This is a genomic window from Corynebacterium sp. KPL1986 (genome assembly GCF_000477975.1).
GTDB classification, from domain to species: Bacteria; Actinomycetota; Actinomycetes; order Mycobacteriales; family Mycobacteriaceae; genus Corynebacterium; species Corynebacterium accolens.
Map to the genome: position 1 here is coordinate 2,070,060 of NZ_KI515719.1, position 22,286 is coordinate 2,092,345.

19 protein-coding genes and 1 tRNA gene are annotated in these 22,286 nt (G+C 61.5%); 11 read left to right on the forward strand and 9 right to left on the reverse strand.

The features are described 5' to 3' along the window. The first annotated feature begins 20 nt into the window (after window positions 1–20). Together HMPREF1287_RS09535 and HMPREF1287_RS09540 are read left to right on the forward strand one after the other, a co-directional pair. A complete protein-coding gene (locus HMPREF1287_RS09535; RefSeq protein WP_023016597.1) occupies window positions 21–335 on the forward strand; it encodes a hypothetical protein in 315 nt (104 codons plus the stop codon). Then, window positions 328–651, forward strand: coding sequence for an Rv3654c family TadE-like protein (locus tag HMPREF1287_RS09540; RefSeq protein ID WP_023016598.1), 324 nt, complete (start codon window positions 328–330; stop codon window positions 649–651). Before HMPREF1287_RS09535 ends, HMPREF1287_RS09540 begins: the two co-directional genes overlap by 8 nt. Here the strand turns inward: HMPREF1287_RS09540 and HMPREF1287_RS09545 are convergent. Beyond that, window positions 648–3,020 (reverse strand): DEAD/DEAH box helicase, encoded by a 2,373-nt coding sequence (locus HMPREF1287_RS09545; RefSeq protein ID WP_023016599.1) that lies wholly within the window; start codon window positions 3,018–3,020, stop codon window positions 648–650. The genes HMPREF1287_RS09540 and HMPREF1287_RS09545 overlap by 4 nt on opposite strands. 180 nt (window positions 3,021–3,200) lie before the next feature. On the opposite strand from HMPREF1287_RS09545, the gene HMPREF1287_RS09550 reads away from it, so the two are divergent. Continuing rightward, window positions 3,201–3,404, forward strand: a complete 204-nt coding sequence (locus tag HMPREF1287_RS09550; protein WP_005276524.1) for a cold-shock protein — start codon at window positions 3,201–3,203, stop codon at window positions 3,402–3,404. A 15-nt stretch (window positions 3,405–3,419) separates the two neighbouring features. On the opposite strand, the gene HMPREF1287_RS09555 is transcribed toward HMPREF1287_RS09550, so the two are convergent. Continuing rightward, window positions 3,420–4,058, reverse strand: a complete 639-nt coding sequence (locus HMPREF1287_RS09555) for a DedA family protein (RefSeq protein ID WP_023016600.1) — start codon at window positions 4,056–4,058, stop codon at window positions 3,420–3,422. Between the two features lie 246 nt (window positions 4,059–4,304). Between HMPREF1287_RS09555 and topA the strand changes: the two genes are divergently transcribed. Together topA and HMPREF1287_RS09565 are read left to right on the forward strand one after the other, a co-directional pair. Further along, entirely contained in the window at window positions 4,305–7,310 is a 3,006-nt protein-coding gene (gene topA / locus HMPREF1287_RS09560) for a type I DNA topoisomerase (protein ID WP_023016601.1), read from the forward strand. A gap of 26 nt (window positions 7,311–7,336) precedes the next feature. After that, window positions 7,337–8,095 carry a hypothetical protein gene (locus tag HMPREF1287_RS09565; RefSeq protein ID WP_023016602.1) on the forward strand — a complete coding sequence of 253 codons (759 nt, stop codon included), beginning with the start codon at window positions 7,337–7,339 and terminating at the stop codon, window positions 8,093–8,095. A gap of 8 nt (window positions 8,096–8,103) precedes the next feature. On the opposite strand, the gene HMPREF1287_RS09570 is transcribed toward HMPREF1287_RS09565, so the two are convergent. Both HMPREF1287_RS09570 and HMPREF1287_RS09575 read right to left on the reverse strand, forming a co-directional pair. Next, window positions 8,104–9,312 (reverse strand): DUF418 domain-containing protein, encoded by a 1,209-nt coding sequence (locus tag HMPREF1287_RS09570; RefSeq protein ID WP_023016603.1) that lies wholly within the window; start codon window positions 9,310–9,312, stop codon window positions 8,104–8,106. After that, window positions 9,312–10,844 (reverse strand): adenylate/guanylate cyclase domain-containing protein, encoded by a 1,533-nt coding sequence (locus tag HMPREF1287_RS09575; RefSeq protein WP_034653358.1) that lies wholly within the window; start codon window positions 10,842–10,844, stop codon window positions 9,312–9,314. Before HMPREF1287_RS09575 ends, HMPREF1287_RS09570 begins: the two co-directional genes overlap by 1 nt. Before the next feature lie 37 nt (window positions 10,845–10,881). On the opposite strand from HMPREF1287_RS09575, the gene HMPREF1287_RS09580 reads away from it, so the two are divergent. From HMPREF1287_RS09580 to HMPREF1287_RS09590, 3 genes are all read left to right on the forward strand, one after another. After that, window positions 10,882–12,081 (forward strand): DNA polymerase III subunit delta', encoded by a 1,200-nt coding sequence (locus HMPREF1287_RS09580; protein WP_023016605.1) that lies wholly within the window; start codon window positions 10,882–10,884, stop codon window positions 12,079–12,081. 142 nt (window positions 12,082–12,223) lie between these two features. Further along, window positions 12,224–12,299 (forward strand) — tRNA-Thr (locus HMPREF1287_RS09585). A 223-nt stretch (window positions 12,300–12,522) separates the two neighbouring features. Then, on the forward strand, window positions 12,523–12,864 hold the full coding sequence (locus HMPREF1287_RS09590) for a hypothetical protein (RefSeq protein ID WP_232218863.1): 342 nt from the start codon (window positions 12,523–12,525) through the stop codon (window positions 12,862–12,864). Here the strand turns inward: HMPREF1287_RS09590 and HMPREF1287_RS09595 are convergent. Further along, a complete protein-coding gene (locus tag HMPREF1287_RS09595; protein ID WP_005276538.1) occupies window positions 12,848–14,470 on the reverse strand; it encodes an AMP-binding protein in 1,623 nt (540 codons plus the stop codon). The genes HMPREF1287_RS09590 and HMPREF1287_RS09595 overlap by 17 nt on opposite strands. 152 nt (window positions 14,471–14,622) lie before the next feature. On the opposite strand from HMPREF1287_RS09595, the gene HMPREF1287_RS09600 reads away from it, so the two are divergent. Genes HMPREF1287_RS09600 through HMPREF1287_RS09610 form a run of 3 tightly spaced genes read left to right on the forward strand, consistent with a single transcriptional unit; the run spans window position 14,623 to window position 17,193 of the window. Then, complete coding sequence (locus tag HMPREF1287_RS09600) at window positions 14,623–15,441, forward strand: GDSL-type esterase/lipase family protein (protein ID WP_023016607.1); 819 nt, start codon at window positions 14,623–14,625, stop codon at window positions 15,439–15,441. Window positions 15,442–15,493: 52 nt separating this feature from the next. Further along, window positions 15,494–16,579, forward strand: coding sequence for an S-(hydroxymethyl)mycothiol dehydrogenase (locus tag HMPREF1287_RS09605; protein ID WP_023016608.1), 1,086 nt, complete (start codon window positions 15,494–15,496; stop codon window positions 16,577–16,579). Then, window positions 16,579–17,193 carry an MBL fold metallo-hydrolase gene (locus HMPREF1287_RS09610; protein WP_023016609.1) on the forward strand — a complete coding sequence of 205 codons (615 nt, stop codon included), beginning with the start codon at window positions 16,579–16,581 and terminating at the stop codon, window positions 17,191–17,193. The genes HMPREF1287_RS09605 and HMPREF1287_RS09610 overlap by 1 nt, the downstream gene beginning before the upstream one ends. Here the strand turns inward: HMPREF1287_RS09610 and rfbA are convergent. From rfbA to HMPREF1287_RS09630, 4 genes are all read right to left on the reverse strand, one after another. Beyond that, window positions 17,190–18,038 carry a glucose-1-phosphate thymidylyltransferase RfbA gene (gene rfbA, locus HMPREF1287_RS09615; RefSeq protein ID WP_023019843.1) on the reverse strand — a complete coding sequence of 283 codons (849 nt, stop codon included), beginning with the start codon at window positions 18,036–18,038 and terminating at the stop codon, window positions 17,190–17,192. The genes HMPREF1287_RS09610 and rfbA overlap by 4 nt on opposite strands. Before the next feature lie 2 nt (window positions 18,039–18,040). After that, on the reverse strand, window positions 18,041–19,426 hold the full coding sequence (gene rfbD, locus HMPREF1287_RS09620; RefSeq protein ID WP_023016611.1) for a dTDP-4-dehydrorhamnose reductase: 1,386 nt from the start codon (window positions 19,424–19,426) through the stop codon (window positions 18,041–18,043). Window positions 19,427–19,428: 2 nt separating this feature from the next. After that, window positions 19,429–20,433, reverse strand: coding sequence for a dTDP-glucose 4,6-dehydratase (gene rfbB, locus HMPREF1287_RS09625; protein ID WP_023016612.1), 1,005 nt, complete (start codon window positions 20,431–20,433; stop codon window positions 19,429–19,431). 134 nt (window positions 20,434–20,567) lie between these two features. Beyond that, a complete protein-coding gene (locus tag HMPREF1287_RS09630; protein ID WP_023016613.1) occupies window positions 20,568–22,124 on the reverse strand; it encodes an HNH endonuclease signature motif containing protein in 1,557 nt (518 codons plus the stop codon). Window positions 22,125–22,286 lie beyond the last annotated feature (162 nt).

Here is a 22,286-nt window from a genome sequence, read left to right on the forward strand (position 1 = left end):
AACACAAGAAAGGAGGAATCATGCGCACGGTAGTCGATGACGATGGTTCCGTGACCATCGAAGCCGCCCTGGCATTAAGCTCCCTCGTCCTCGTGGCGGCGGGCATCATCGGTGCGATCGCGACGATGGCGTCCTATATCGCGGCGGTGGACATGGCGGGCGCGGCGGCTAGGTCGCACGCCATCGGCGTCGAGTACCAACCGGCCCGCGAGGATGCCCGGGTAAGCGTGCAGGAAAGCGCGGGGCTTATTCGGGCATCGGTAAGCGTCGATGCTCCCATCGGCACCATGAGCGCGGAGGCGGTCTTTCCCGCTGAGGTGGCCGGCAATGACTAGCAAACTGCGCGGCGAGGACGGATACGCCACCATCGCCGCCACCGGAATCATCGTCGCCATCATCAGCTTATTGCTGGTCATCGCGGCGGTGGGGTCGCGCGTGACCGCGCGCCACGAAGCGCAGGTGGCCGCGGACCTTGCCGCGGTGGCCGGCGCGTGGGCCTTGGCTACCGGCAAGGATGCGTGTGCGGCGGCGGACAGCACCGCGCGGGAAAACGGCGCGAGCCTCGAGGAATGCACCGACAATGCACCCGATATCATCGCCGTTGCCGCGGTGCGCGGCCAGAGCGCCACGGCCAAGGCGGGCCCGGTTTAAACCGCGGTCTCTTGCGTCATGGTGACGAGCGCGCCGAGCAGCTTGATGGCACCGTCCTTGCTCAGCGGGTTATTGCCGTTGCCGCACTTGGGCGATTGCACGCACGATGGGCACCCGGCCTCGCAGGGGCAGGAGCGCACCGCCTCAAAGGTGGCCGCGATCCACTCGGGGAAGCGGCGGAAGCCTTCTTCGGCAAACCCGGCGCCGCCGGGGTGGCCGTCGTAGACAAAGACGGTGGGAAGCTGCGTATCCGCGTGCAATGCGGTGGATACGCCGCCGATATCCCAGCGGTCGCAGGTGGCGATAAGCGGCAACAGCCCAATGGCGGCGTGTTCGGCCGCATGGAGGGTGCCGGGGATATCGGCGGCGGTAATGCCCATCGCAGAAAGCGCCAGCGGGTCGATGGTATAGGCCACGGCGCGGGTGGTCAGCCGCTGTTCGGGGAGATCGAGGGGGATATCGTCGCCGATGGTGCCATCGGCAAGCCGCACCTGGTAGCCGGTGACGCGGTCGGTGACCTCGACCTCCACGTCCGCCACCCACAGGCCCGGGGAATAATTGACCAGGTTATCGGCCTCGCGCACGATGCGAATATCCGTAGTAGAGCGCGGGGTGGTTGAATACTCGGGGGTCTCCGGGCGGGCGAGTGCCACATAATCGGATAGGAGGAGCTCCTCGATGACAAAACTTTCGCCCTGGTGCAGGTAAACCGCGCCGGGGTGGACCTGGCCGGTCGCGCGCGCTGCATCGATGGTGCCCAGTAGCCGCCCATCTGAGGCATCCACGATCATGACCTCCTCGCCCGCACCGCCGCGCAGCGATACCGCCGAGTGGGCGGTTTCCGGCGAGAGCTCCTCCGCGCTGGAGGCGGGAATGGGCACGGCAAACCACCCGCGTTCGCGGCGGCGCACGAGGCCCTGCTCCGCAAGCTGGTGGATGACCTCGCTGGCACCCCACTCAGCAATGGTGGCATCATCCAGCGGTTTTTCCACCGCCGCGCAGTAGATATGGCCAAAGAGGATATAGGGGTTCGTGGGGTTAAAGACGCTTGCTTCCACCGGTTTTCCCAGTAGCGCATCGGGGTGGTGCACCAGGTAGGTATCCATGGGCTCATCGCGGGCGACGAGCACCACGAGCGAGCCTTGCCCGCGGCGGCCCGCGCGCCCGGCCTGCTGCCAAAAACTGGCCACCGTGCCCGGAAAACCAGCGGTGACCACGGCATCGAGCCCGCCGACGTCGATGCCCAGCTCCAGGGCGGAGGTGGTGGCGACGCCTAAGAGAGAGGCATCGTCAAGCGCCTGCTCCAACCGGCGGCGGTCTTCGGCCAGGTAGCCGGCGCGGTAGGCGGCGATGCGCTGCGCGAAATCCGGCCGGCCCAAACTGCCGGAAAGGGTCTCGGCGGCTACCATCGCCACGACCTCGGCGGAGCGGCGGGAGCGCACAAAGGTCATGGTCCGGGCGCCTTCCGCGATGAAGGTTGCCATCAACTCGGCGGCCTCCGTGGTGGCCGCGCGCCGCACGGGGGCGCCGTGCTCGCCCTCCGCGCCCTCCAAGAACCCAGGCTCCCAGAGCGTGACCGTGCGCGCGCCGGTGGGGGCGGAATCCTCAGTAATCGCGTGCGCCGGGCGGCCGGTGAGGCGTTCGGCATGCCGGGCCGGGTCATTCATGGTTGCGGAGGCATAAATGATGGTGGGACGCGATCCATAATGCCGGCACAGGCGGAGCAAGCGGCGCAGAACCAGGGCCACATTGGCGCCGAATACGCCCCGATAGGAGTGGCATTCATCGATGACGATGAACTCCAGGTGGCGCAGCACCCGCGCCCACCGCGCGTGCGCGGCCAGCATGGACATGTGCACCATATCGGGATTGGAAAACACCAGGCGTGAATGCTCGCGCACGCCTGCCCGCGACTCCTGGGGCGTATCGCCGTCATAGGGCGCGGGCACCACGTTCTTGAGCTCCGGAATCCCGCGGCACAGCTCGAGCGCGGATTGCAGCTGGTCCGATCCCAGGGCCTTGGTGGGGGTGAGGTAGAGCGCGCACGCGGTCTGTTCCTCCGCCAGCCTGGTGAGGATGGGCAGCTGGTAGCCCAAGGATTTGCCGGACGAGGTGCCGGTAGAAATCACGGCGTCGCGGCCCTGCCACGCGCATTCGGCGAGCTCGGCTTGGTGCGCATAGAGCTTGCCGATGCCCCCATCCATCACCTCCTCCTTCAACCCCGGCAGCACCCACTCCGGCCAATCGGCGTAGCGCGCCCGCTTTGCCGGGAGCGTGGTGTGAAATGTCAGGGTGGACTCAGAAAGGCGCCGCTGGATGAGTTCTAGGAGCTCTTCACCAATGGGGTTATCGCCAGCCGGGTGAGACAATTTTTACCCCCTTGTGAGTTAAATCTATCGCTTTGGCGTGGAACGTGTCACACTGTTGACAGGCCAATGTTGTCTTGGTGCGGTTTTATACTTCACGGTACTGCTCGAGGACCCATTTACCGAATAACTACCGGCGCGGCAATCCGCGCTACCTATTTAAGAAAAGGAACTCAGTTCACCATGACACAAGGAACCGTTAAGTGGTTTAACTCCGAAAAGGGATACGGCTTCATCGAGCGCGAGGACGGCGGCGGAGACATCTTCGTGCATTACTCCGAAATTCAGGGCAGCGGCTTCCGCACCTTGGAAGAAAACCAGAAGGTCAGCTTCGAGGTTGGATCCGGCCCGAAGGGCGACCAGGCGCAGGCCGTTTCCATTCTCTAAAATTCTCTAGGGTTTTTAAGCGCCGTAGGGCGTTTCGGCGTAGCCGCGGCGGGTATCCCACCACTCCATGATGCTGTTTTGGGCCTTTTGCAGTCCCAAGCCGATGAAGATGGCGGCGATAATGCTGATGACCATCGCAAATAGTGGGGTATCGGAGAACGCCATGCCGCCGACATAACCAATGGCCAAAGCCTGGAATACCCAGAGCATCACGCCAATGGTGTCGAAGAAGAGGAAGACCGGCCAGGGAAAGCGCATTGACCCCAGCAAAATGGTCATAAAGAGCCTGGCTGAGGGGATAAAGCGGGCAATGATAATGGCCGCGCCGCCGCCGCGGCGCACATTGCGTTTTACCCAGGAGAGGGCCTCGTAGGCCTTCGTTCCTTTTTGAATGCGGTTAAGCAGCGGCATGAACCGCGTGCCCAGCAAAAAGCACAGGTTATCGCCCAACATGGCTGCTACCAGCGCCACAAAGAACATGGTGGGCAGGTGCGGAAATCCCTGCGAACCGGACCAAGCGCCGACCATATTCAGCGGGATTTCGGAGGGGAGCACTGGAAAGAAACAGTCCCCGAAAATGAGCAGGCCCACGATGGGATAAACCCACTCCGTGCCCATGATGGCTTCAATCCACATGGTTACTGTGTCAACCATCTAATCCTCCACGGGGTGTGTTGTGGGTGTGCTATCGTCCCCAACAATGCTTTCACAGCTGCTGGACTTTCTAAAAAGGTCAGTATAGACCGGTTCGGTGGGGGTGCGAAGTGCCCCCTACACAGCCTTTTGGTGTTACCGAGTATATGGTGCGAAGAACGGTATAAACCACCTGTGTACGCTAGGGGCGATTGCTGAAAGCGCACAAATTTTAATGTTCGCATCATCGAAAGGGATGAAGTCGAAGTGGCAGAAGCGGCCGAGCCGGGCAAAACTTTAGTGATTGTGGAGTCGGCAACTAAGGCGAAAAAGATCCAGCCGTACCTGGGAGATAACTACATCGTGGAGGCCTCCGTGGGCCATATCCGCGATCTCCCGCGGGGCGCTGCCGACGTGCCGGCGAAGTTCAAGAAGGAATCTTGGGCCCGCTTGGGTGTTAACCCGGAAGATGACTTCGCCCCGCTTTACGTCGTTAGCCCGGATAAGAAGAAAAAGGTCGCTGACCTTAAATCCAAGCTGAAGCAGTGCGATAGCCTCTTGCTGGCAACAGACCCGGACCGCGAGGGCGAGGCCATTGCTTGGCACCTGTTAGAGGTCTTAAAGCCCAAGGTGCCGGTGCGCCGCATGGTCTTTAATGAGATCACCAAGTCCGCCATCTTGGAGGCAGCGGAAAACACCCGCGATTTGGACTATGACCTTATTGATGCCCAAGAAACCCGCCGCATCCTCGACCGCCTCTATGGCTACGAAGTCTCCCCGGTGCTGTGGAAGAAGGTCATGCCGCGGCTTTCGGCCGGGCGCGTGCAGTCGGTGGCCACGCGGGTCATCGTCGAGCGCGAGCGCGAACGTATGGCGTTTATCTCCGCCGATTACTGGGATTTGCTCGCCACCCTGGACGCGGGGGCAGGCAGCGGCGAGGGCCCGTCGGCCTTTGACGCGCGCCTGACCGCGGTCAATGGCAAGCGCGTGGCTTTGGGCCGCGATTTCGACGATCGCGGAAACGTGAAGACCAAGGACGTTATCGTCATCACCCAGCCGCAGGCAGAAGCCTTGGAAAAGGCCCTGCAGGGCGCGAGCATGACAGTAGCCGGGGTAGAGCACAAGCCTTATACCCGCAAGCCTTATGCGCCGTTTATGACCTCGACGCTGCAGCAGGAGGCGGGCCGGCGCCTGCACTTTACCTCTGAACGCACGATGCGCATTGCACAGCGCCTTTACGAAAACGGCCACATTACGTATATGCGTACGGACTCCTCTTCGCTGTCCAAACAGGGCTTGAACGCCGCGCGTAGCTCCGCTACCAGCATTTATGGCGAAGAATACGTCTCGGATTCCCCGCGCGTCTATGACCGCCGCGTCAAAAACTCGCAGGAGGCGCACGAGGCGATCCGCCCCGCCGGCGAGTCCTTTGCCACCCCGGGCCAGCTGTCTAGCCAGCTGGATGCGGAGGAATTTAAGCTTTATGATCTGATTTGGAAGCGCACCGTGGCCTCGCAGATGGCCGATGCCAAGGGCACCTCCATGAAGGTGGCGGTCGCCGGCACCGCGACCACGGATAATGGCGCCTATGATGTCGAGTTCTCTGCAACCGGCCGCACCATTACCTTCCCGGGTTTCTTGAAGGCTTACGGCGCCGACGAGGATACGAGCAAGAAGAGCGAGAACCGCCTGCCGCACCTGGAGCAAGGCCGCGATCTGAAGGCCGAAGAGGTCTCGGCAGAAGGCCACTCCACCAACCCGCCGGCGCGCTATACCGAAGCCAGCCTGGTGAAAAAGATGGAAGACTTGGGCATCGGGCGCCCGTCGACGTATGCCTCTATCATCAAGACCATCCAGGACCGCGGCTACGTGGTCTCGCGCGGCAACGCCCTAGTGCCTTCGTGGGTTGCTTTTGCCGTGGTGGGCCTCTTGGAGGAAAACTTCACCGAGCTGGTGGATTATGACTTCACCTCGTCCATGGAAGATGAGCTGGACTCGATTGCCACCGGCACGGAGGACGGCACGGACTGGCTGAACGGCTTTTACTTTGGCAACGCTGAGGCCAACGAGCACAAGGCGGCGTCCATCGCGCGGCATGGCGGGCTGAAATCGCTTATCGATGTCAACCTTGAGGCCATCGATGCTCGCAAGGTCAATTCGCTGAAGCTCTATACCGATTCTGAGGGACGCGAGGTCTTCGTGCGCGTTGGCCGCTACGGGCCCTATATCGAGCGCGCGATCGGCACCAACGAGGACGGCAGCGTGGAATACCAGCGTGCTAACCTCTCAGAAACCGTCACCCCGGATGGGCTGAATGAACAGCTGGCGGAAAAGCTCTTTGCCACCTCGCAGGGCGGGCGCCAGCTGGGTGAAAACCCCGAAAACGGCCGCATGGTGGTGGCTAAAGAAGGCCGCTTTGGCCCCTATGTCACCGAGGTCGTGCGCGATGATGAGCGGGAGAAGGCCGAGGCGGAGGCCTCGGAGATCGTCGCGAAGGAGCGCGCCGAAGAGGATAAGCAGCGCGCCGAGGAAGGCAAGCGCGCCAAGAATTGGGAGACCAAGACGGCCGCGAAGCAGAAGGAAAAGCGCATCAATGACTACATTGATGAGAAGCTGAAGCCGGGCACGGCCTCGCTCTTTAGCTCGATGGAGCCGCTGACCGTCACGCTGGAACAGGCCCTTGAGCTGCTGTCTTTGCCGCGCGAGGTGGGCGTGGACGACGGGGAGATGATCACCGCCCAAAACGGCCGTTACGGCCCGTACCTGAAGAAGGGCACGGATTCGCGCTCACTGGCTAAGGAAGAGCAGATCTTTAGCATCACCCTGGATGAGGCCCGCCGCATCTATGCGGAGCCGAAGCGTCGTGGCCGCGCGGCCGCACAGCCGCCGCTGAAGCAGCTCGGCGATAATGACGTTTCGGGCAAGCCTATGACCGTTAAGGATGGCCGCTTCGGCCCGTACGTTACGGACGGCACCACCAATGCGTCCCTGCGCCGCGGCGACGATCCGGAGCAGCTTACCGATGCCCGCGCCAACGAGCTCCTCTCCGAGCGCCGCGCCAAAGAGGCCTCTGGGGAGACGAAGAAGAAGTCCACAAAGAAGTCTTCTAAAAAGAGCACAAAGAAGTCGACCAAGAAATCGACGAAGAAGGCAACCAAGAAGTCCAGCAAGAAGGCCACTAAGAAGGGCACGAAGAAGGCGGCTAAGAAATCCAGCTCGAAGCCTTCGCCCGGCACGAAGAACGTGGTGAAGGCCGGCTCGCGGAAGAAATAAGTGCAGAGATAAGTAAGGTGGCGGGCATGAATGATTTTCTTGCCCGCACCGAGGAAGGCGCCGCGGCCTTGACCCGCGCGGTGTCTGAAACTTTTGCTGATGTCACCGACCCAGCCCGGCGCACGCCGCGGGGCTGGCGGCGTTTCGCGTACCTAGCGCTAGGCGAGTCCACGGTGTGGTCCCGCCTCTTTGGCTGGAAGAAGGCCCACGCCGTCACGAGCGCGCCGCTTCTGCCGCTTTTGGCGGCGGAGGCGCAGGACCCCACCCTGAGCCCCGCCTTGTTGGCCGGCGCGGTGGGGCAGGCGGAAAAATCGCGCCGCTTGCATCACCCCTCTTTCCTTGGGGTGGCAGGCGTTAGCGCTAGCCACGCGGCATATTCTTGGGTGCTTTATCGGCGCGGCGCGCGCAACGATGCCCGCGGGTGGGGCCTGCGCGCCATGGCGTGGGCGGCGGCGCTCCTCGCCACGCGCAAGCAGCCCACCCGGACCGCGGTAGCGGTGGGCGGCGCGGCGGTGCTGACCACCTCGGCGCTGGCGGGCGATCCGCGCCTGCGCACCGATGCGACGAAGGGCTTGAGCCACGGCGCCAATCTCTTGGTAGCGGCGGAGGGCCTGACGGCACTGCGGGCGCGACTGTCTTTTGCTGAGTCTCAGCAGAAGACGCGGATACTGAAGAAAAATAAGAAACAAGCCAAGCCCACGAAGGTGGCCCGGGCGGTGGGCACGGCGGAGGCCGGCGCCTTTGCCTTGGGGCACTTCCTGCTAGTCGATGCCCTGACTAGGTAAGATCCTGACTAGGTAAGGTCCTGACTGGGTAAGCTCCGCTCCGGCTGCATGCTCGGGCCATAAGATAGCCGGCGGTGTACCACCTCGAAGGGCCCGCGCAGGCCCAGCGCTTCGAGCACGCAGGCGCCGATTACGGTGACCAGCCACACGCCGCAGGCGAGGGCGGCTTGGCCGAAGGCGCCTAGCTCGTGGCCGTAGTCCAGCGTGAAGGGGTGCACGATAAGGAAAAACAGTATCGACTGGCCCACATAACCGCTCATGGATCGCTTTCCCAGCGCGACGAAGGGCCACAAGAAGGCGGGCACGGAGGCACCGGTTGCTAGGCGCTCTTGCACGGGCTGCAAGATGAGGGCGAGCCCGGCAAGGATTCCCGGCCCGGTTAGCACGCCGAGGGTGGAATTGGCGCTACTGGCGGCGTTCGCCCAGCGCTCATCAATGACCCCGAGGGTGCCTAAGGACCACAGCGTGCCAATGACCAGCGTTACGGCGGCGGCGATGGCCACCCAGCGCAGGAGTTGGGGGCGGTGAGAGGGGACATCGGCAAGCACGCCCTCGCGCGCCCACACAAAGCCCACCAGCATGACCGGCAGGTACATCAGCACGATGAGCGGGGCGGAGATGATCTGCGCGCCCAGGGTGAGAAGCTGGCTGAGCAGCAGGTCACCGTAGGAATTTACCGTGCCAATGGCATCGACGGGGATATCGAGCCCGCCGTCAATCGCGGAGAAAATAAACGTGGCGATGCCGAGCACCGTCAGCACCCCGAGCGCGATATGAGAAATCTTGCGCAGCGTAGAATTGTGCAGCGTGAGCAGCAGGGCAATGACTATGCCCGCTATGCCGTAGACAAACATGATATCGCCCCAAAACAGCAGCACCATGTGCACCGCGCCCAACAGCGCGAGGAAGCCATAGCGCTTGGCGATGACCCTCCTTGCCTCCCCCAGCGGAAATCCCCGCCGCCACAGGCTCATCGCAATAAGCCCCACGCCGAAGCCCAGCAGGGTCGAAAACATGGGTAGGCCGCGGTTGTGCACGAAGAAAGCGCCGAAGACGACGGCGATTTTATCGAGCACGCTGTCATTGACGATGCCGCCGAAATACGCGCCCGGGCGATCCTCGGTGATGATCCACGCGGTGGTCATATTCGCAATCGCGATGCCTAAAAGCGCCATGCCGCGCGCTGCATCGGGCACGATGAGGCGGGTGCTGGCCATTAGATTTCGCACCTTTCTGCCAGGCTGGCGCGGATGGGGCGCGCCAACTGGGTCATGCGGCGGCGCCCGCGCAGCTCGATGGATTTCATGACGGTCCAGCGGGCCTGTTCGGCCTCGTTGGCGGTCTTTAAGGTAGCAGCATTGGTCAAGACCTGGCCGGGGGTGTCCTTGGCCATTTCGGTAAGGCGCGCGGCCTCATTGACGGCATCGCCGATGACGGTGTACTCGAAGCGATCCGCGCCGCCGATGTGGCCGGCCACGACGTGGCCAGAGGCGACGCCGATGCCGGCCTGCAGCTCGAGCCCGCGCAATTCCCCGCGCAGCTCGCGGGCGGCCTGCAGCGCCATTGAGGTCGAGTCGTACACGTTGAGCGGCGCGCCAAAGACGGCGAGGGCGGCATCGCCTTGGAACTTGTTGATGATGCCCTTATTGCGGTGCACCACCGTCACGACGTGCTCGAAGAATTTATTGAGCTCCGTGACCACTTCTTCGGGGGAGTGGTTGACCGCGAAGGTGGTGGAACCGATGACATCGATGAACAGCACCGCGACTTTGCGGTCCTCGCCGCCCAATTCGGGGCGCTCATCAAGGGCGCGCTGGGCCACCTCGGTGCCCACGTAGCGGCCGAAGATATCGCGGACGCGCTGGCGCTCGCGCAGACCGCGCATCATCTCATTGAAACCTGCCTGCAGGACGCCGAGCTCGGATCCATCGTAGATATCGACCTCGGCATCGGACTCGCCGCGGCGCACGCGGTTAATCGCATCCTGCAGCTCCACGATGGGATCGACCACGCTCATGATGGCGAAACTGGTGCCGATAAACCCAGTGGCCAAGGCGGTGAGGGCTAGCGCCACGATGGCCGGGATGATTTCGCTGGCATCGCCGGAGAAAAGCCCGGTGTTCTGCCCCAACAGCACCAGCACGATGCCGAGCAGCGGCACGCCGGAGGTCATCAGCCAGGTGGAAAACAGGCGATACTTGATGGGCGGTTCGACGGTGGAATCTTCAAAGCGGCGGGCGACGGCCTGCGCGGCGACGGGCCGCACGAGGCGCTCTGCCTGCAGGTAGGTCAAGATGATGACCACCAGGCCCGCCAGGGTGGTGGAGATGCCCACGACGAGCCCGAGCCGCCCGGATTGCCCGCTGGAGATTGCCACCGTCAAGATGATGCCGATGAGCCAGACCGCGGCCGCGACTAGGGATTGGTACACGGGGATGCGCAGCACGAGGGTGCGCACCATATTCGGATCGTGCGCATCGGGATTGCGCTGCCAGTCCAGCACGGGGCGGAAGAGCAGTAGGGTGGCGGCGATGCCGATGATGACGGCAAAGATGAGGTAGACCGCCGCCACGCCCTTCAAGTTGGGTAGCTCGGCGGCAAAGTCCTCGATTTCCGGCATGGGCAGGAAATAGAGGATGAAGGTCATGATCGCGATGGCGCCGATGAGATTGGCGCCCAAGACCAAGGCAGCGTATACCGGCCATTGGGTTCCCATAAGCCAACGAGCGCCACGCAATAGTCTGTTCATAACTACTTACTGTAGTAAGACCAGTAGGCTAGAGCGAGTGAATACGGGAAGCGTTGCGCAACGATTGGCAGATACCCCAGGTGTGGCCCGCACTATCTTGGGTGCCGCGCGGGCGGCGCGGGGGATGCCGGGGGCAGATCCGCGGGCGATGAGCCATTCCTGGCTCTTTACCGGCCCTCCCGGTTCCGGGCGTTCCTTAGCGGCAATCGATTTCGCGGCCGCGCTCATGTGCACGGATCCAGAGGAGCCGGGCTGCGGAAAATGCGAGGCCTGCCGCGCCGTGCTGGGCACTAAGCAGCACACGGACCTGGTCTTGGTGGACCCGCAGGAGGTCATCATCCCGGTGGATACGGTTCGCGAGGTCATCGGGCGCGCCGCGAGCCTGCCCACGGTCGCCCCATGGCGCGTGGTGATCTTCAATAATGCGGATCGCCTCAACAATAACGGCGCCAACGCGCTGCTCAAGACGGTAGAGGAGCCGCCGGAGCGCACCGTGATCATCATGTGTGCGCCTTCCGATGCCCCCGAAGACTTCTCCCAAACCCTCCGCTCGCGCTGCCGGCACCTGTACATCCCCTCGCCGTCGGTGGAAAATATCGTTGCGCAGTTGGTGAGCGAAGGCGCCTCGGATCACGATTCCCGCCTCGCCGCCGTCACCTCCCTGCGCCACGTGGGCAGGGCGCGCCACTTGGTGGCGGATCCTACGGTGCAAAAGCGCCGCGCGGTGGCCATCAACCTGGCCGAGGACATCTTCCACGAATCCCAGGGCTTTCAGGCGGTGACCTCGCTTCTCAAGCTGGTGGATGCGGATGCGAAGGAATCGCACAAGGAGGAAGAAGAAGCGGAGCTGGCCAAGCTGGAAAATACCTTTGGCGTGGGCGCGAAGGGCAAGGGCGCGGCGAAGGCGCAGCGCGATGCCCGCACCGCCATCAAGGACTTACAAGAACAGCACAAGAAGCGGGCGAAGCGGCGGGTCATCGATAACCTCGACCTGGTGCTCGTCGATCTCTCCGGAATCTACCGCGACGCGCTGATGACAAAGGTGGGCGCGCAGGTGGAGATGACCCACCCGGATTTCGCGGGACTATCTGGCGAGCTGGCGCAGCGGGTAAGCGAGGAGGGCCTCTTGGAGTGCCAGTCCGCCATTTCTTATTGCCGCGAGCAGCTGACCCAGAACGTGGGCACGCAGATTGCTTTCGACGGCTTGGTGGGCAGGCTGCGGCGGGCCTGCCTCTAGCGCTGGGGCGCTGTCTAGTACCGGGACTGTCGCTAGTATCGGGCCGGAGTTTAACACCGGCCCGCCAAAACCAGGCCTGAGCCCCGATTTCTTTTCCGCGCCACCCCTGCGATAGAATCGCCAGTGCTGCTTTAAGCAGCGCGCCGCCTTAGCTCAGTCGGTAGAGCATTTCACTCGTAATGAAAAGGTCGCGAGTTCGATTCTCGCAGGCGGCTCCATTTTTATATGTGCGGGGTTCTTCCTTAATATAAACTCTCCTTCAATAGAAGCAGGCCATATGGCCTCGATGAGAGAAGGAACGAGACACTGCTTATTGCTACCGTCGCAGCAGAAATCCTCTTTTGGGAGTGCCTTATTCTGGGCGGTGTTCTCCGCTACATCGTCAAGGCCCCAAGAATTGGACTGGCATTTTTTATCGCTACGCCAATTATTGACATAGTCTTGTTAATTTTCTCATTTTTCACTCTGCATACTGACGGCGAAGCGGGATTCATGCACGGTTTCGCAGCTTTTTATATCGCATTTTCGCTGGTCTTTGGCGGCGACATCATACGCGCGGTTGATCGGAAACTCAGCGGGAGGTCGAAAACCGAGTCTGGGAATCAGTCCGATAATAATGTAAGAAAATCCGTATATGCCAGCGCGGTGACGGCTGCGATCCTGATAGTTAGCATCGCGGTGGTAGGGCTAGACGGCAGCTTCTGGTTGATTTATTGGCTTATTGCCGTGCTCTTTACCCCACCGATGTGGTGGGGCATTGAAAAATTTAGTCGCCGTGCTTAAGCAGGCGCGGAACCACCTTGCCGGTGGCATTGCGCGGCAGCTTGGATAGGAAGTGCACGTCGCGGGGCACGGAGTGCTCGGCGAGCTTATCGTGCACCCAGGCGCGGATGGCATCGGCAGTCAGTTCACGGCCGGCGGCATCGGCAGTAGGCACCGCCCAAACGGCGATGCGGCTGAAGGTCTCGCTATCCTCCACACCACCCGCGTGCACCTCATCGATGCCGGGCATGGCCTCGAGCACCTCGGTCACGGACTGGGGATGGACATTCTCGCCGCCCACGATGATCATGTCATCGGCCCGGCCCACGACGTGGAGGAAGCCCTGCTTGTCGATGTACCCCAGATCACCGATCGACAACAACCCATCGACCCGATTGAGTTTGAGCTTGGGGTTGGTATAGCCGGTCATGGCGGTGGAATTGGTGAGGTAGATTTCGCCCACCTCGCCGCGGGGAACGGGGTGGCCCTCCTTATCGAGGATGCGCAGCTTGGTGCCATTGGCCACCTTGCCCACCACATCGGGGTTTTCTGCGACCTGTTCCATCGTGGCCGTTGAGGCAAGCGCCAGCTCCGTGGAACCATAAACATTGCAGAGGATGGGGCCGAAGCGCGCATTGGTGTCCTTGACCACCTGCGGGGTAAGGGCATTGCCGGCAGAGGCGATGAAGTTCAGGCTCGAGGTATCGAAGGCGCCCTCGGGATCGTGATCCACCAAGCGCTTGAAAAAGATGGGGGAGGAGAGCATGCCGTCGAGGCGGTAGCGTTGGACATCATCAAGCACCTGCTCCGGCTCAAAAATTCGGCGGGTGACAATGGTATTGCGCAGCCCCAAGGCGATATTGATGCAGGCCCACCCCCAGGTGTGGAAGATGGAGGCCGTCATCTGCACGCGCTGATCGGCGCGCCACGGGATATTGCCCACGATGGACGCGAGGACAACCGGCAAGGTCGGCTCGGGACGGACGATGCCCTTGGGGATGCCGGTGGTGCCGGAGGACATCAGCACGATGGGGCCGTGCTTGGGAAAGGCGGGCAGCGCGATATCCAGGGGATTCTTCACGATCTTATCGAGCGTGGGCAGATCGCTTGCCCCCGTATCGTGGGCGATAATGACCGGGATATCGAGGTTGGGATCGACGCGGTCGATGAATTCATCATCGATGACCAGGACATTAATGCCATTTTCTTCGATGCAGCCGGCCAACTGCTCTGGGGAAGAACCGACATTGAGTAGGTAGATCCCGGCACCAGCGTAGCCCTTGGCACCGAGCGGGATGATGATGCCGCGGCCGTTGCGGGCCATGACGCCGAGCCGGATTTCCGGCAGCTCCAGGGACTCTAGGTAGCGGGCGAAATTCTGCGCGTGGGATCGCAGCTGGCGGTAGGTGAGGGTGCCGTCGTCATCGATAAGCGCGAGGCGATCGGGGCAGGTCAAATAGGCCTGCTCGATTTCACGCGCCGTGGTGAAGCGGTAGCGCGCGAGGTTGGGCAGGAGCTTGATCTGCCCGCTCAGCCCGCCTTGCCGGGTAATCAGCCCCGATTTGAAGAGGGCAGGGAAGAACTGGCTGAGCGCGGACGCGTGGAAAGAAACATCAGACAATTTCATGAAAGAGATAACTCCGAAAAGGCGAAGATAACAAAAATATAACTACGATCGATATCGTTAGAAGGAAAGATGATGTTGCTTCTAACTCGAAAAATGTTACTGGAGTGACTAATCTACACTTAAGTTACAAGGTTTGAAGAAAAGGTCCCTCAATGAAATCCCTAAAACTCAAGGCATTTTCGGTCGTCGCTTCCGCGATCGCGGTGGTGGGCGTGGCGGTAGCGGCGCCGCAGGCTAGCGCGGCAGAGCGCAATCTCGTTTCCTTTGGTGACTCGGTCATGGCGGATCCGAATGGCGGGGAATACTTGAAGGATCGCTTCAATCCAACGCGGGTAATCGGGGAAAACTGCCCCACCTCCTTCAACTATGCGAAGCGGGCCGGCGCCAAGATGGGCCTGCCGGTGCGCGATTTCTCCTGCTCTGGTGCGGTGTCGATGTCGAACGGCCCGCAGATTTGGCAGCAGGTGGATGCCGCCATCGGATCGGGCGCGCTGACCCCAGATACCGCGCGCGTGTTGATTACCACCGGCTTCAACGACACCTATAACCACCGCGATCTGAACATGGATCAGATCCGCCGGGAATTTACGGATCGCACCGCCCCGCAGGTTGAGCGGATTAAGCAGGCCGCACCGAATGCCCGCATTCAGATCGTGGGCTACCCCACCATCGGTTCGGGGCCGCACTACTGCCTCGTCCACGTTGGCCCGACGCCGCTGGATTCGACCTTCCTGCCCATGGTTCAGGACTACGAGAATAAGGCGCAGTGGATGCAGGTTGATCTGGCGGCCCGCACCGGCGTGCAGTTTTTGGATATGAAGCCATCGACCCGCAATAACGGCATGTGCGCTAATGCGAATGACCGCATGTGGGCAGGTCTCGTGGACTTTACGGCGGGCGCGGGTAACTTGCCTATCCACATGAACCAGCGTGGCCACGAGCACGCGGCCAACGTCATTGCAGCTTCCTAGCAACCATTTTCATTACCGCGGCCATATTGAAAATGTAGGTATGGTTGTGGACATGACTGTAAAAGCTGTTATTGCCCGCTCTAAGGGCGCGGAAGTTGAGACCGTAAATATCGTCGTTCCCGATCCCGGCCCCAATGACGTCATCGTGCGGGTGCAGGCTTGCGGTGTATGCCACACCGACTTGGCCTACCGCGATGGTGACATCGAGGATGCCTTCCCCTTCCTGTTGGGCCACGAGGCGGCAGGCGTGGTGGAGACCGTAGGTTCCGCGGTCACCCACGTGGAGGAGGGCGATTTCGTCGTCCTGAACTGGCGCGCAGTGTGCGGCGAGTGCCGCGCTTGCAAGAAGGGCGAGCCCAAGTACTGCTTCAATACCCACAACGCTTCGAAGGCCATGACCTTGGAGGATGGCACTGAGCTCACCCCTGCGCTGGGCATCGGTTCCTTCGCAGAGAAAACCCTGGTCCACGAGGGCCAGTGCACGAAGGTCGATGACATGGACCCCGCAGCTGCCGGCCTACTGGGCTGCGGCATCATGGCCGGCTTGGGCGCTTCCGTCAATACCGGCGATATCCAGCTGGGCGAGTCCGTGGCCATCTTCGGCTGCGGCGGCGTCGGCGTGGCGGCGATTGCCGGTGCGAAGCTGGCGGGCGCGGCGAAGATCATCGCCGTAGACATCGACGAGTCGAAGCTGGAGACCGCGCGCGAGTTCGGCGCCACCGACACCATTTGCTCGAAGGGCATGTCGGAGCAGGAGGTCATCGATGCGGTGCGCGATCTCACCGGCGGCTTCGGCACGGACGTTTCCATCGACGCGGTGGGCATCCAACCGACGTGGCGCCAGGCCTTCTACTCCCGCGATCACGCCGGCCGCATGGTGATGGTGGGCGTGCCTAACCTGACCGACCACGTAGATGTCCCGGCCATCGACCTGTACGGCCGCGGCGGTTCCATCAAGCCGGCTTGGTACGGCGACTGCTTGCCGGAGCGCGACTTCCCCGCATACGTTGCCCTGCACAAGGCCGGCAACTTCCCGCTGGATAAGTTCGTTTCTGAGCGCATCGCGCTTGACGATGTCGAGTCTGCCTTCCAAACTATGAAGGACGGCAAGGTACTACGTTCGGTGGTGGAATTTTAATGCAGATTGAAAGCACGGTAACTTCTGGCAAGTTCCGCTTGGATGGCGGCGAATGGGACGTGGACAATAACGTCTACGTGCTAGGCGATGCCTCCAGCGTCTACATCGTCGACCCCTCCCACGATCTCGATGCCGTGGCAGAGTTGGTGGGCGATCGCCAGGTTGAGGGCATCATCCTGACCCACGGCCACAACGATCACTGCGAGCTCGCGCCGGAGGCGGCGAAGCGCTTCGACACGGATGTCTACATGCACCCGGACGATGACATGCTCTGGCGAGAGGCGAATGGCGATGCCCACTACATCGACCTAGCCGATAACGGCCAGTTCGACATCAACGGCGAGAAGATCACCGTCTACCACACCCCGGGCCACTCGCCGGGCTGCGTCGTCCTCTACGTCGATGGCACGCTGCTGTCTGGCGATACCCTGTTCAACGGCGGCCCTGGCGCGACGGGGCGCAAGTACTCGGATTTCGATGTCATCATCGAATCCCTGCGCAACGTCGTCTTCAACCTGCCGGATGATACGAAGGTACTGCCGGGCCACGGCGATGCCACGACGGTGGGCGCGGAAGCGGCGCGCATCGACGAGTACATCGAGCGCGGCTACTAATAATCGCGCAAGTACTCTCCGTAGCCGGATTTGAGGAGGGGCTGGGCTAGCGCTTCCAGCTCCGCCTGGGAGATGAATCCGGCTTCGTAGGCCGCCACCTCGGGGGAACCGATGATGATGCCCGTCCTCTTCTGCATCACCTCTACGTAGGCGGCGGCCTCGCTCATGGAATCGACGGTGCCGGTATCCAACCACACGCTGCCGCGATGGAGGCGCTGCGCACTCAGCGCGCCGCGGCGCAGGTAGGCCTCGTTGATGGAGGTAATCTCGAGCTCCCCGCGATCGCTTGGCGTGATGGACTTAGCGATATCGATGACCGAGTTATCGTAGAAATACAGCCCCACGACGGCATGATTAGACCGCGGTTCCGACGGCTTTTCTTCAATGCTGAGCGCTTGGCCGGCGTGGTCGAATTCCACGACGCCGTAGCGCTGCGGATCCGATACTTCATAGGCAAAGATGATGCCGCCTTCTGGATTGCGGCACTGGCTTAGTTCCCCGCCGAAGCCGTGGAAGATATTATCGCCGAGGACCAGCGCAACGCTGTCATCACCAATGAAATCCTCCCCAATCAAAAAGGCTTGCGCCAATCCTTCTGGGCGGGCCTGCACGGCGTAATCGATCATCAGCCCGAGCTGGGATCCATCCCCGAAGAGCCTTTGAAACGCCCCGGCGTCCTCTGGGGTAGTGATGATGAGGATCTCCCGAATGCCCGCCTGGATGAGCGTGGTCAACGGGTAGTAGATCATCGGCTTGTCATAGATGGGCATGAGCTGCTTAGAGATGCCCTTAGTAATGGGATAAAGCCGCGTTCCGGATCCACCGGCGAGGATTATGCCTTTCATCGCTACTCCTCGCTGGCCTTGCTGGGCTCGCCAGGAACGCTAGGGTACAGCGCGAGGTACAAGGCGAGGGCGGCCCGCCAATTCTGCGGGGAAAAGCCCGTGGCCTCGATTTTGTCTAGGGCAAGCGTCGATTCTTTGGGCCGTGGTGCTTCGGGGCCAGCGATTTCCCGATACTGTTCGGTGCTTACCGGCGTGACCTCTGATGGGTCATGGCCCAAGCCGATGAATACGGACATCGCCATTTCATCGCGCCCGACGGTATCGCCAGAATTGGAAATATTATAGATTCCGTACTCGGGCCGGGTGCGCAAGAGATGCGCGATGCCCTTGGCCAAATCCTCGGCAAAGGTGGGTCGCCCGCGCTGGTCATGAATGACCTTTGGCTCCTTATCCGCTTCGGCGAGGCGGCGCATGGTGGCGATGAAGTTTGGGCCATCGCCAAATACCCACGAGGTGCGCACAACATAATGCTGCGGTGCGGTTTGCGCGGCGGTTTCGCCAGCGGCCTTCGACGCCCCGTAGGCGGAAAGGGGCGAGGGAATCTCGTCTTCGGTATGCAGATCCTTAGAACCATCGAAAATATAGTCGCTGGATACGTGCACGAAGGTCAGCTGGTTTTCGGCAGCGATGCGGGCGAGCTTGGCCGGCGCTTCGGCGTTGACGGCCCAGGCGGCGGCGCGATCCTCCTCGGCACCATTGACGTCGTTGTAGGCGGCGCAGTTGATGATGGCCTCGTATTGCTTCCACTGGCGCTGCGGGGGATTGGTGATGTCGAACTCCGCATGGGTGCAGAACTCGGCATTCTTGAGAACCCGCTTCAGCGCACGGCCGAGCTGGCCATTCGCACCGGTAACGAGGATTTTGCGGGGTGGCATGGGGGTGACGTCGGCAAGCGCAGGCAGGTGCTTATCCTTTTCTGATACCTCACGCGGTTCGAGGGGCCACTCCACGGCGTCGAGGTTGATTCCGGTATAGCGCGCCTCGGGGGACCAGTGCTCGTTGACTAGGTAAGAATAGGAAGTTTCCTCGAGAGCCTGGAAGCCATTGGCAACCCCGCGCGGTACAAATACGGCAGTCTCCGGCCCCACTTCATGGGTGACGATTTCCCCGAAGGTTTCGGATCCGTCGCGGAGATCGCACCACGCGCCAAAGATCTTGCCGTTCGCGACGGAGACGAGCTTGTCCCAGGGCTCGGCGTGCAGCCCGCGCGTGGCACCGGTGCGGTTATAAGAAATATTATTTTGCACCGGCTGGAACGAAGCCAATTCTGGTGCGGCCTCGCTAAGTTTCTCGCGCTGCCAGTTTTCCTTGAACCAACCGCGGTTATCTCCGTGTACGTCCAGCTCGATGATGCGTAGGCCTTCAATGGCGGTGTTGTGTACCTGCATAATTACTGTCCTTGCTCTTTATAGCGGGCTTCTACAGATTCCTTTTGGGAGCGCCACCACGTTTCGTTATCGCGGTACCAGGCGATGGTATTTTCCAAGCCCGCCCGGATATCGGTGAAGCGGGGCCGCCAATCCAATTCGCGGCGCAGCTTGGTAGCGTCCATGGCATAGCGCTGGTCATGGCCGGGGCGGTCCGCCACGTGCTCGTACAGGGCCCGACCTTCCTGGGTATGCCCCATGAGTTCGCAGATTATCTCGATGATGCGCTTATTATCGATGTCCGGCTGGTCAGCGCCGATATTATACGTTTCACCGATCCGCCCCTCTTCGATGATTTTTAGCACCGCCGCGTTGTGATCGTCGACGTGGATCCAGTCACGAACCTGCTCGCCCGTGCCGTAGAGCTTGGGGGTATGCCCGGAGAGGATATTGGTGATTTGGCGCGGGATGAATTTTTCGATGTGTTGGTAAGGCCCGTAATTATTTGAGCAATTAGAAATGGTGGCGCGCAGGCCAAAGGATCGGACCCATGCCCGCACGAGGTGATCGGAGCTCGCCTTGGTGGCCGAATAAGGGCTGGAGGGCGCATAGGCGGTATCCTCCGTGAAGTTGGTATCCGCCCCAATTTCTAAGTCCCCGAAGACCTCATCGGTAGAAACGTGGTGAAAGCGGACATCGTATGTCCGGCACGCCTCTAGAAGGGTATAGGTGCCCACCACATTGGTGTGGATAAACGGGGAGGGATCCCGCAGGGAATTATCATTATGGGACTCGGCGGCGAAGTGCACTACGATATCCGCCTTAGCGACGAGCGGATTCACCACCGTAGCATCCGCGATATCGCCCTCCACTAATTCCACATCGAGCCCCGCAAGGTTATCCCGGTTGCCGGCATAGGTCAGCTTATCTAAGACGGTGATGCGGGTATCTGGGCGAACCTTGGCCATGAGGCGCACGAAATTGGCACCGATGAAGCCGGCGCCGCCAGTAACGAGCATGGTGTGCATGAGTCTCCAGTGTAGGGCAGTCCGTACAAGCGCTGCGCGTGGACAGCCCCAAAACGCTTGTACACGCACTTCTAGGCCGCACGACATGATCGTACGGCCTGAAGGCACGGTAGAGAGTGGGTGGTAGGGCATGCTCACGCTGCGCCGGGAGGCGGCGGAGAAGGTGGTGAGTCCGGAGCCGAAGGCTGCGGCGAATCGCCCGGGGAACTGGGTGGTGAATCCACCGGTTCATGAGGCTGAGCAGGCGGGTCGGCGAGCTTGCGCGCCGGGGCTTGCTCTGCCGCAGGGGAGTCATTGAGCTCCACCGAGGGCGAAAGCCCGCCGGTATGCGCTGAGCGGTAACCTACACGGCCCGTTTCCGGGTCTCTTTCCGCATGCCCCATGCCATTGCGGCCATCGCGGTTATCGTTATTGTCCACGTGGTGCCGGCGGCAGAGCAGGGTGAGGTTCCGGAGGTCTGTAGCTCCCCCGTGGGACCACGCCTGCAGGTGGTGGACATCGCAGTCTTGCCACGGCCGGTTGCAGTCCGGGTGGGTGCACACGATTTCACTGGCGGCGAGCGCTAACTTTTGCCATAGCGAAGCGGTGCGCTTGGTGCGCCCGAGCTCGAGTGGGAAGCCCTTGTCATCAACGGCGCAGAAAAAGTCGTGCTGCGCGGCGCCCAAGCGGAGAAGATCGAGCGGGGATAGGTCGATTCCCACGCTCGTGGTGAAGCGGGTATCGCTGTTCATCGCTTGTAGCTCTTCAAGGGTAGTGGCGACGAAGAAGGAGCCGAGGCCGTCCGACTTCTTTTGGCCTGAGGATAAGTAGCTTCCCAGTGCTGCGGTCAACTGATCCGCCATGCGCTGGGCATAGGTGCGGGTATCGTCTTCGGGACTCAGGCTCTCGCTGCCCTTATTCTTGGCAGGGGCGAAAGCGCTGGCCAGGACGGCGGCGGCAGAGGCATCGAGGTAGCCGGAAATGTGCACGCCACCGTCTGCATCTTGGTTAGAAATGCTGAAGCGGCGCTTGCGGGTGGCCGCGTGCGGATCGCGCTTCCCAGAGGGATCGACGGCGTGCTTATTTGCTTTGCGGATAGCGTGCCGTAGCCAATCGCGCAGGGACTCATAGGAGCGACGCTTGGCTTCCTCTAGAGCCTTATTGCGCAGCTCCCGCGGCCCAGGGACCGCGAACTTATTGAGGTTGCGCAGCTCCCGTTCGATGAGGTTGAGGACGCGTTCCGGGATGGGGTCTTCCTCGAAGAGCTTCTTGCGGCGCTGTTCTTCCGCGCGGCGCTCACGTTCGGCGCGGCGGCGCGCTTCCTCCTCGGCTTTCTTTTGCGCGGCCGCGTCTGCCTCGTCGTCTGCTGGCGGGGGAGTAGGTTCAGGATCCTCGATGGGTGCAAAGAGGTTCTTGCCGTTGCGCAGGCGTGCGGCGGCTTCGGACTCCGTGAGGCCAAGGCGGGCGACTAAGTAGTCCTTAGCCTTAGAAGAGCCGACCCGCCTGCCGGCATCATCGCGCTCTGCAATAAAGGCAAAGGCGGCATCGATGGTGGATTTATAGCCCAGCGCCCGCTCTAAGTGTTCGAAATTGGGGTGGAGCAATTCGAAGGAGAGATCGTCCGGATTCTGCATAAGGTTGCGCAGGCGCGTAAGCCCCGCAGCCACATCAGAAATGGCTGTATTGATTTCCGTATGCTTGGCAGTTTCCATGGTTCCTCCTCCTTCCTGTTTCGCTTTCATGTTCTATTCTATGTCAATAAAACACCAGCGCAACCGCAAGAAAGGAATTGGTCAATAGACTGTACATTCCCCAACCAAACGGGCCCAGACGCAACCAAACGCAAGCAACCCCCGCCAAACAGCGCCCGAAAA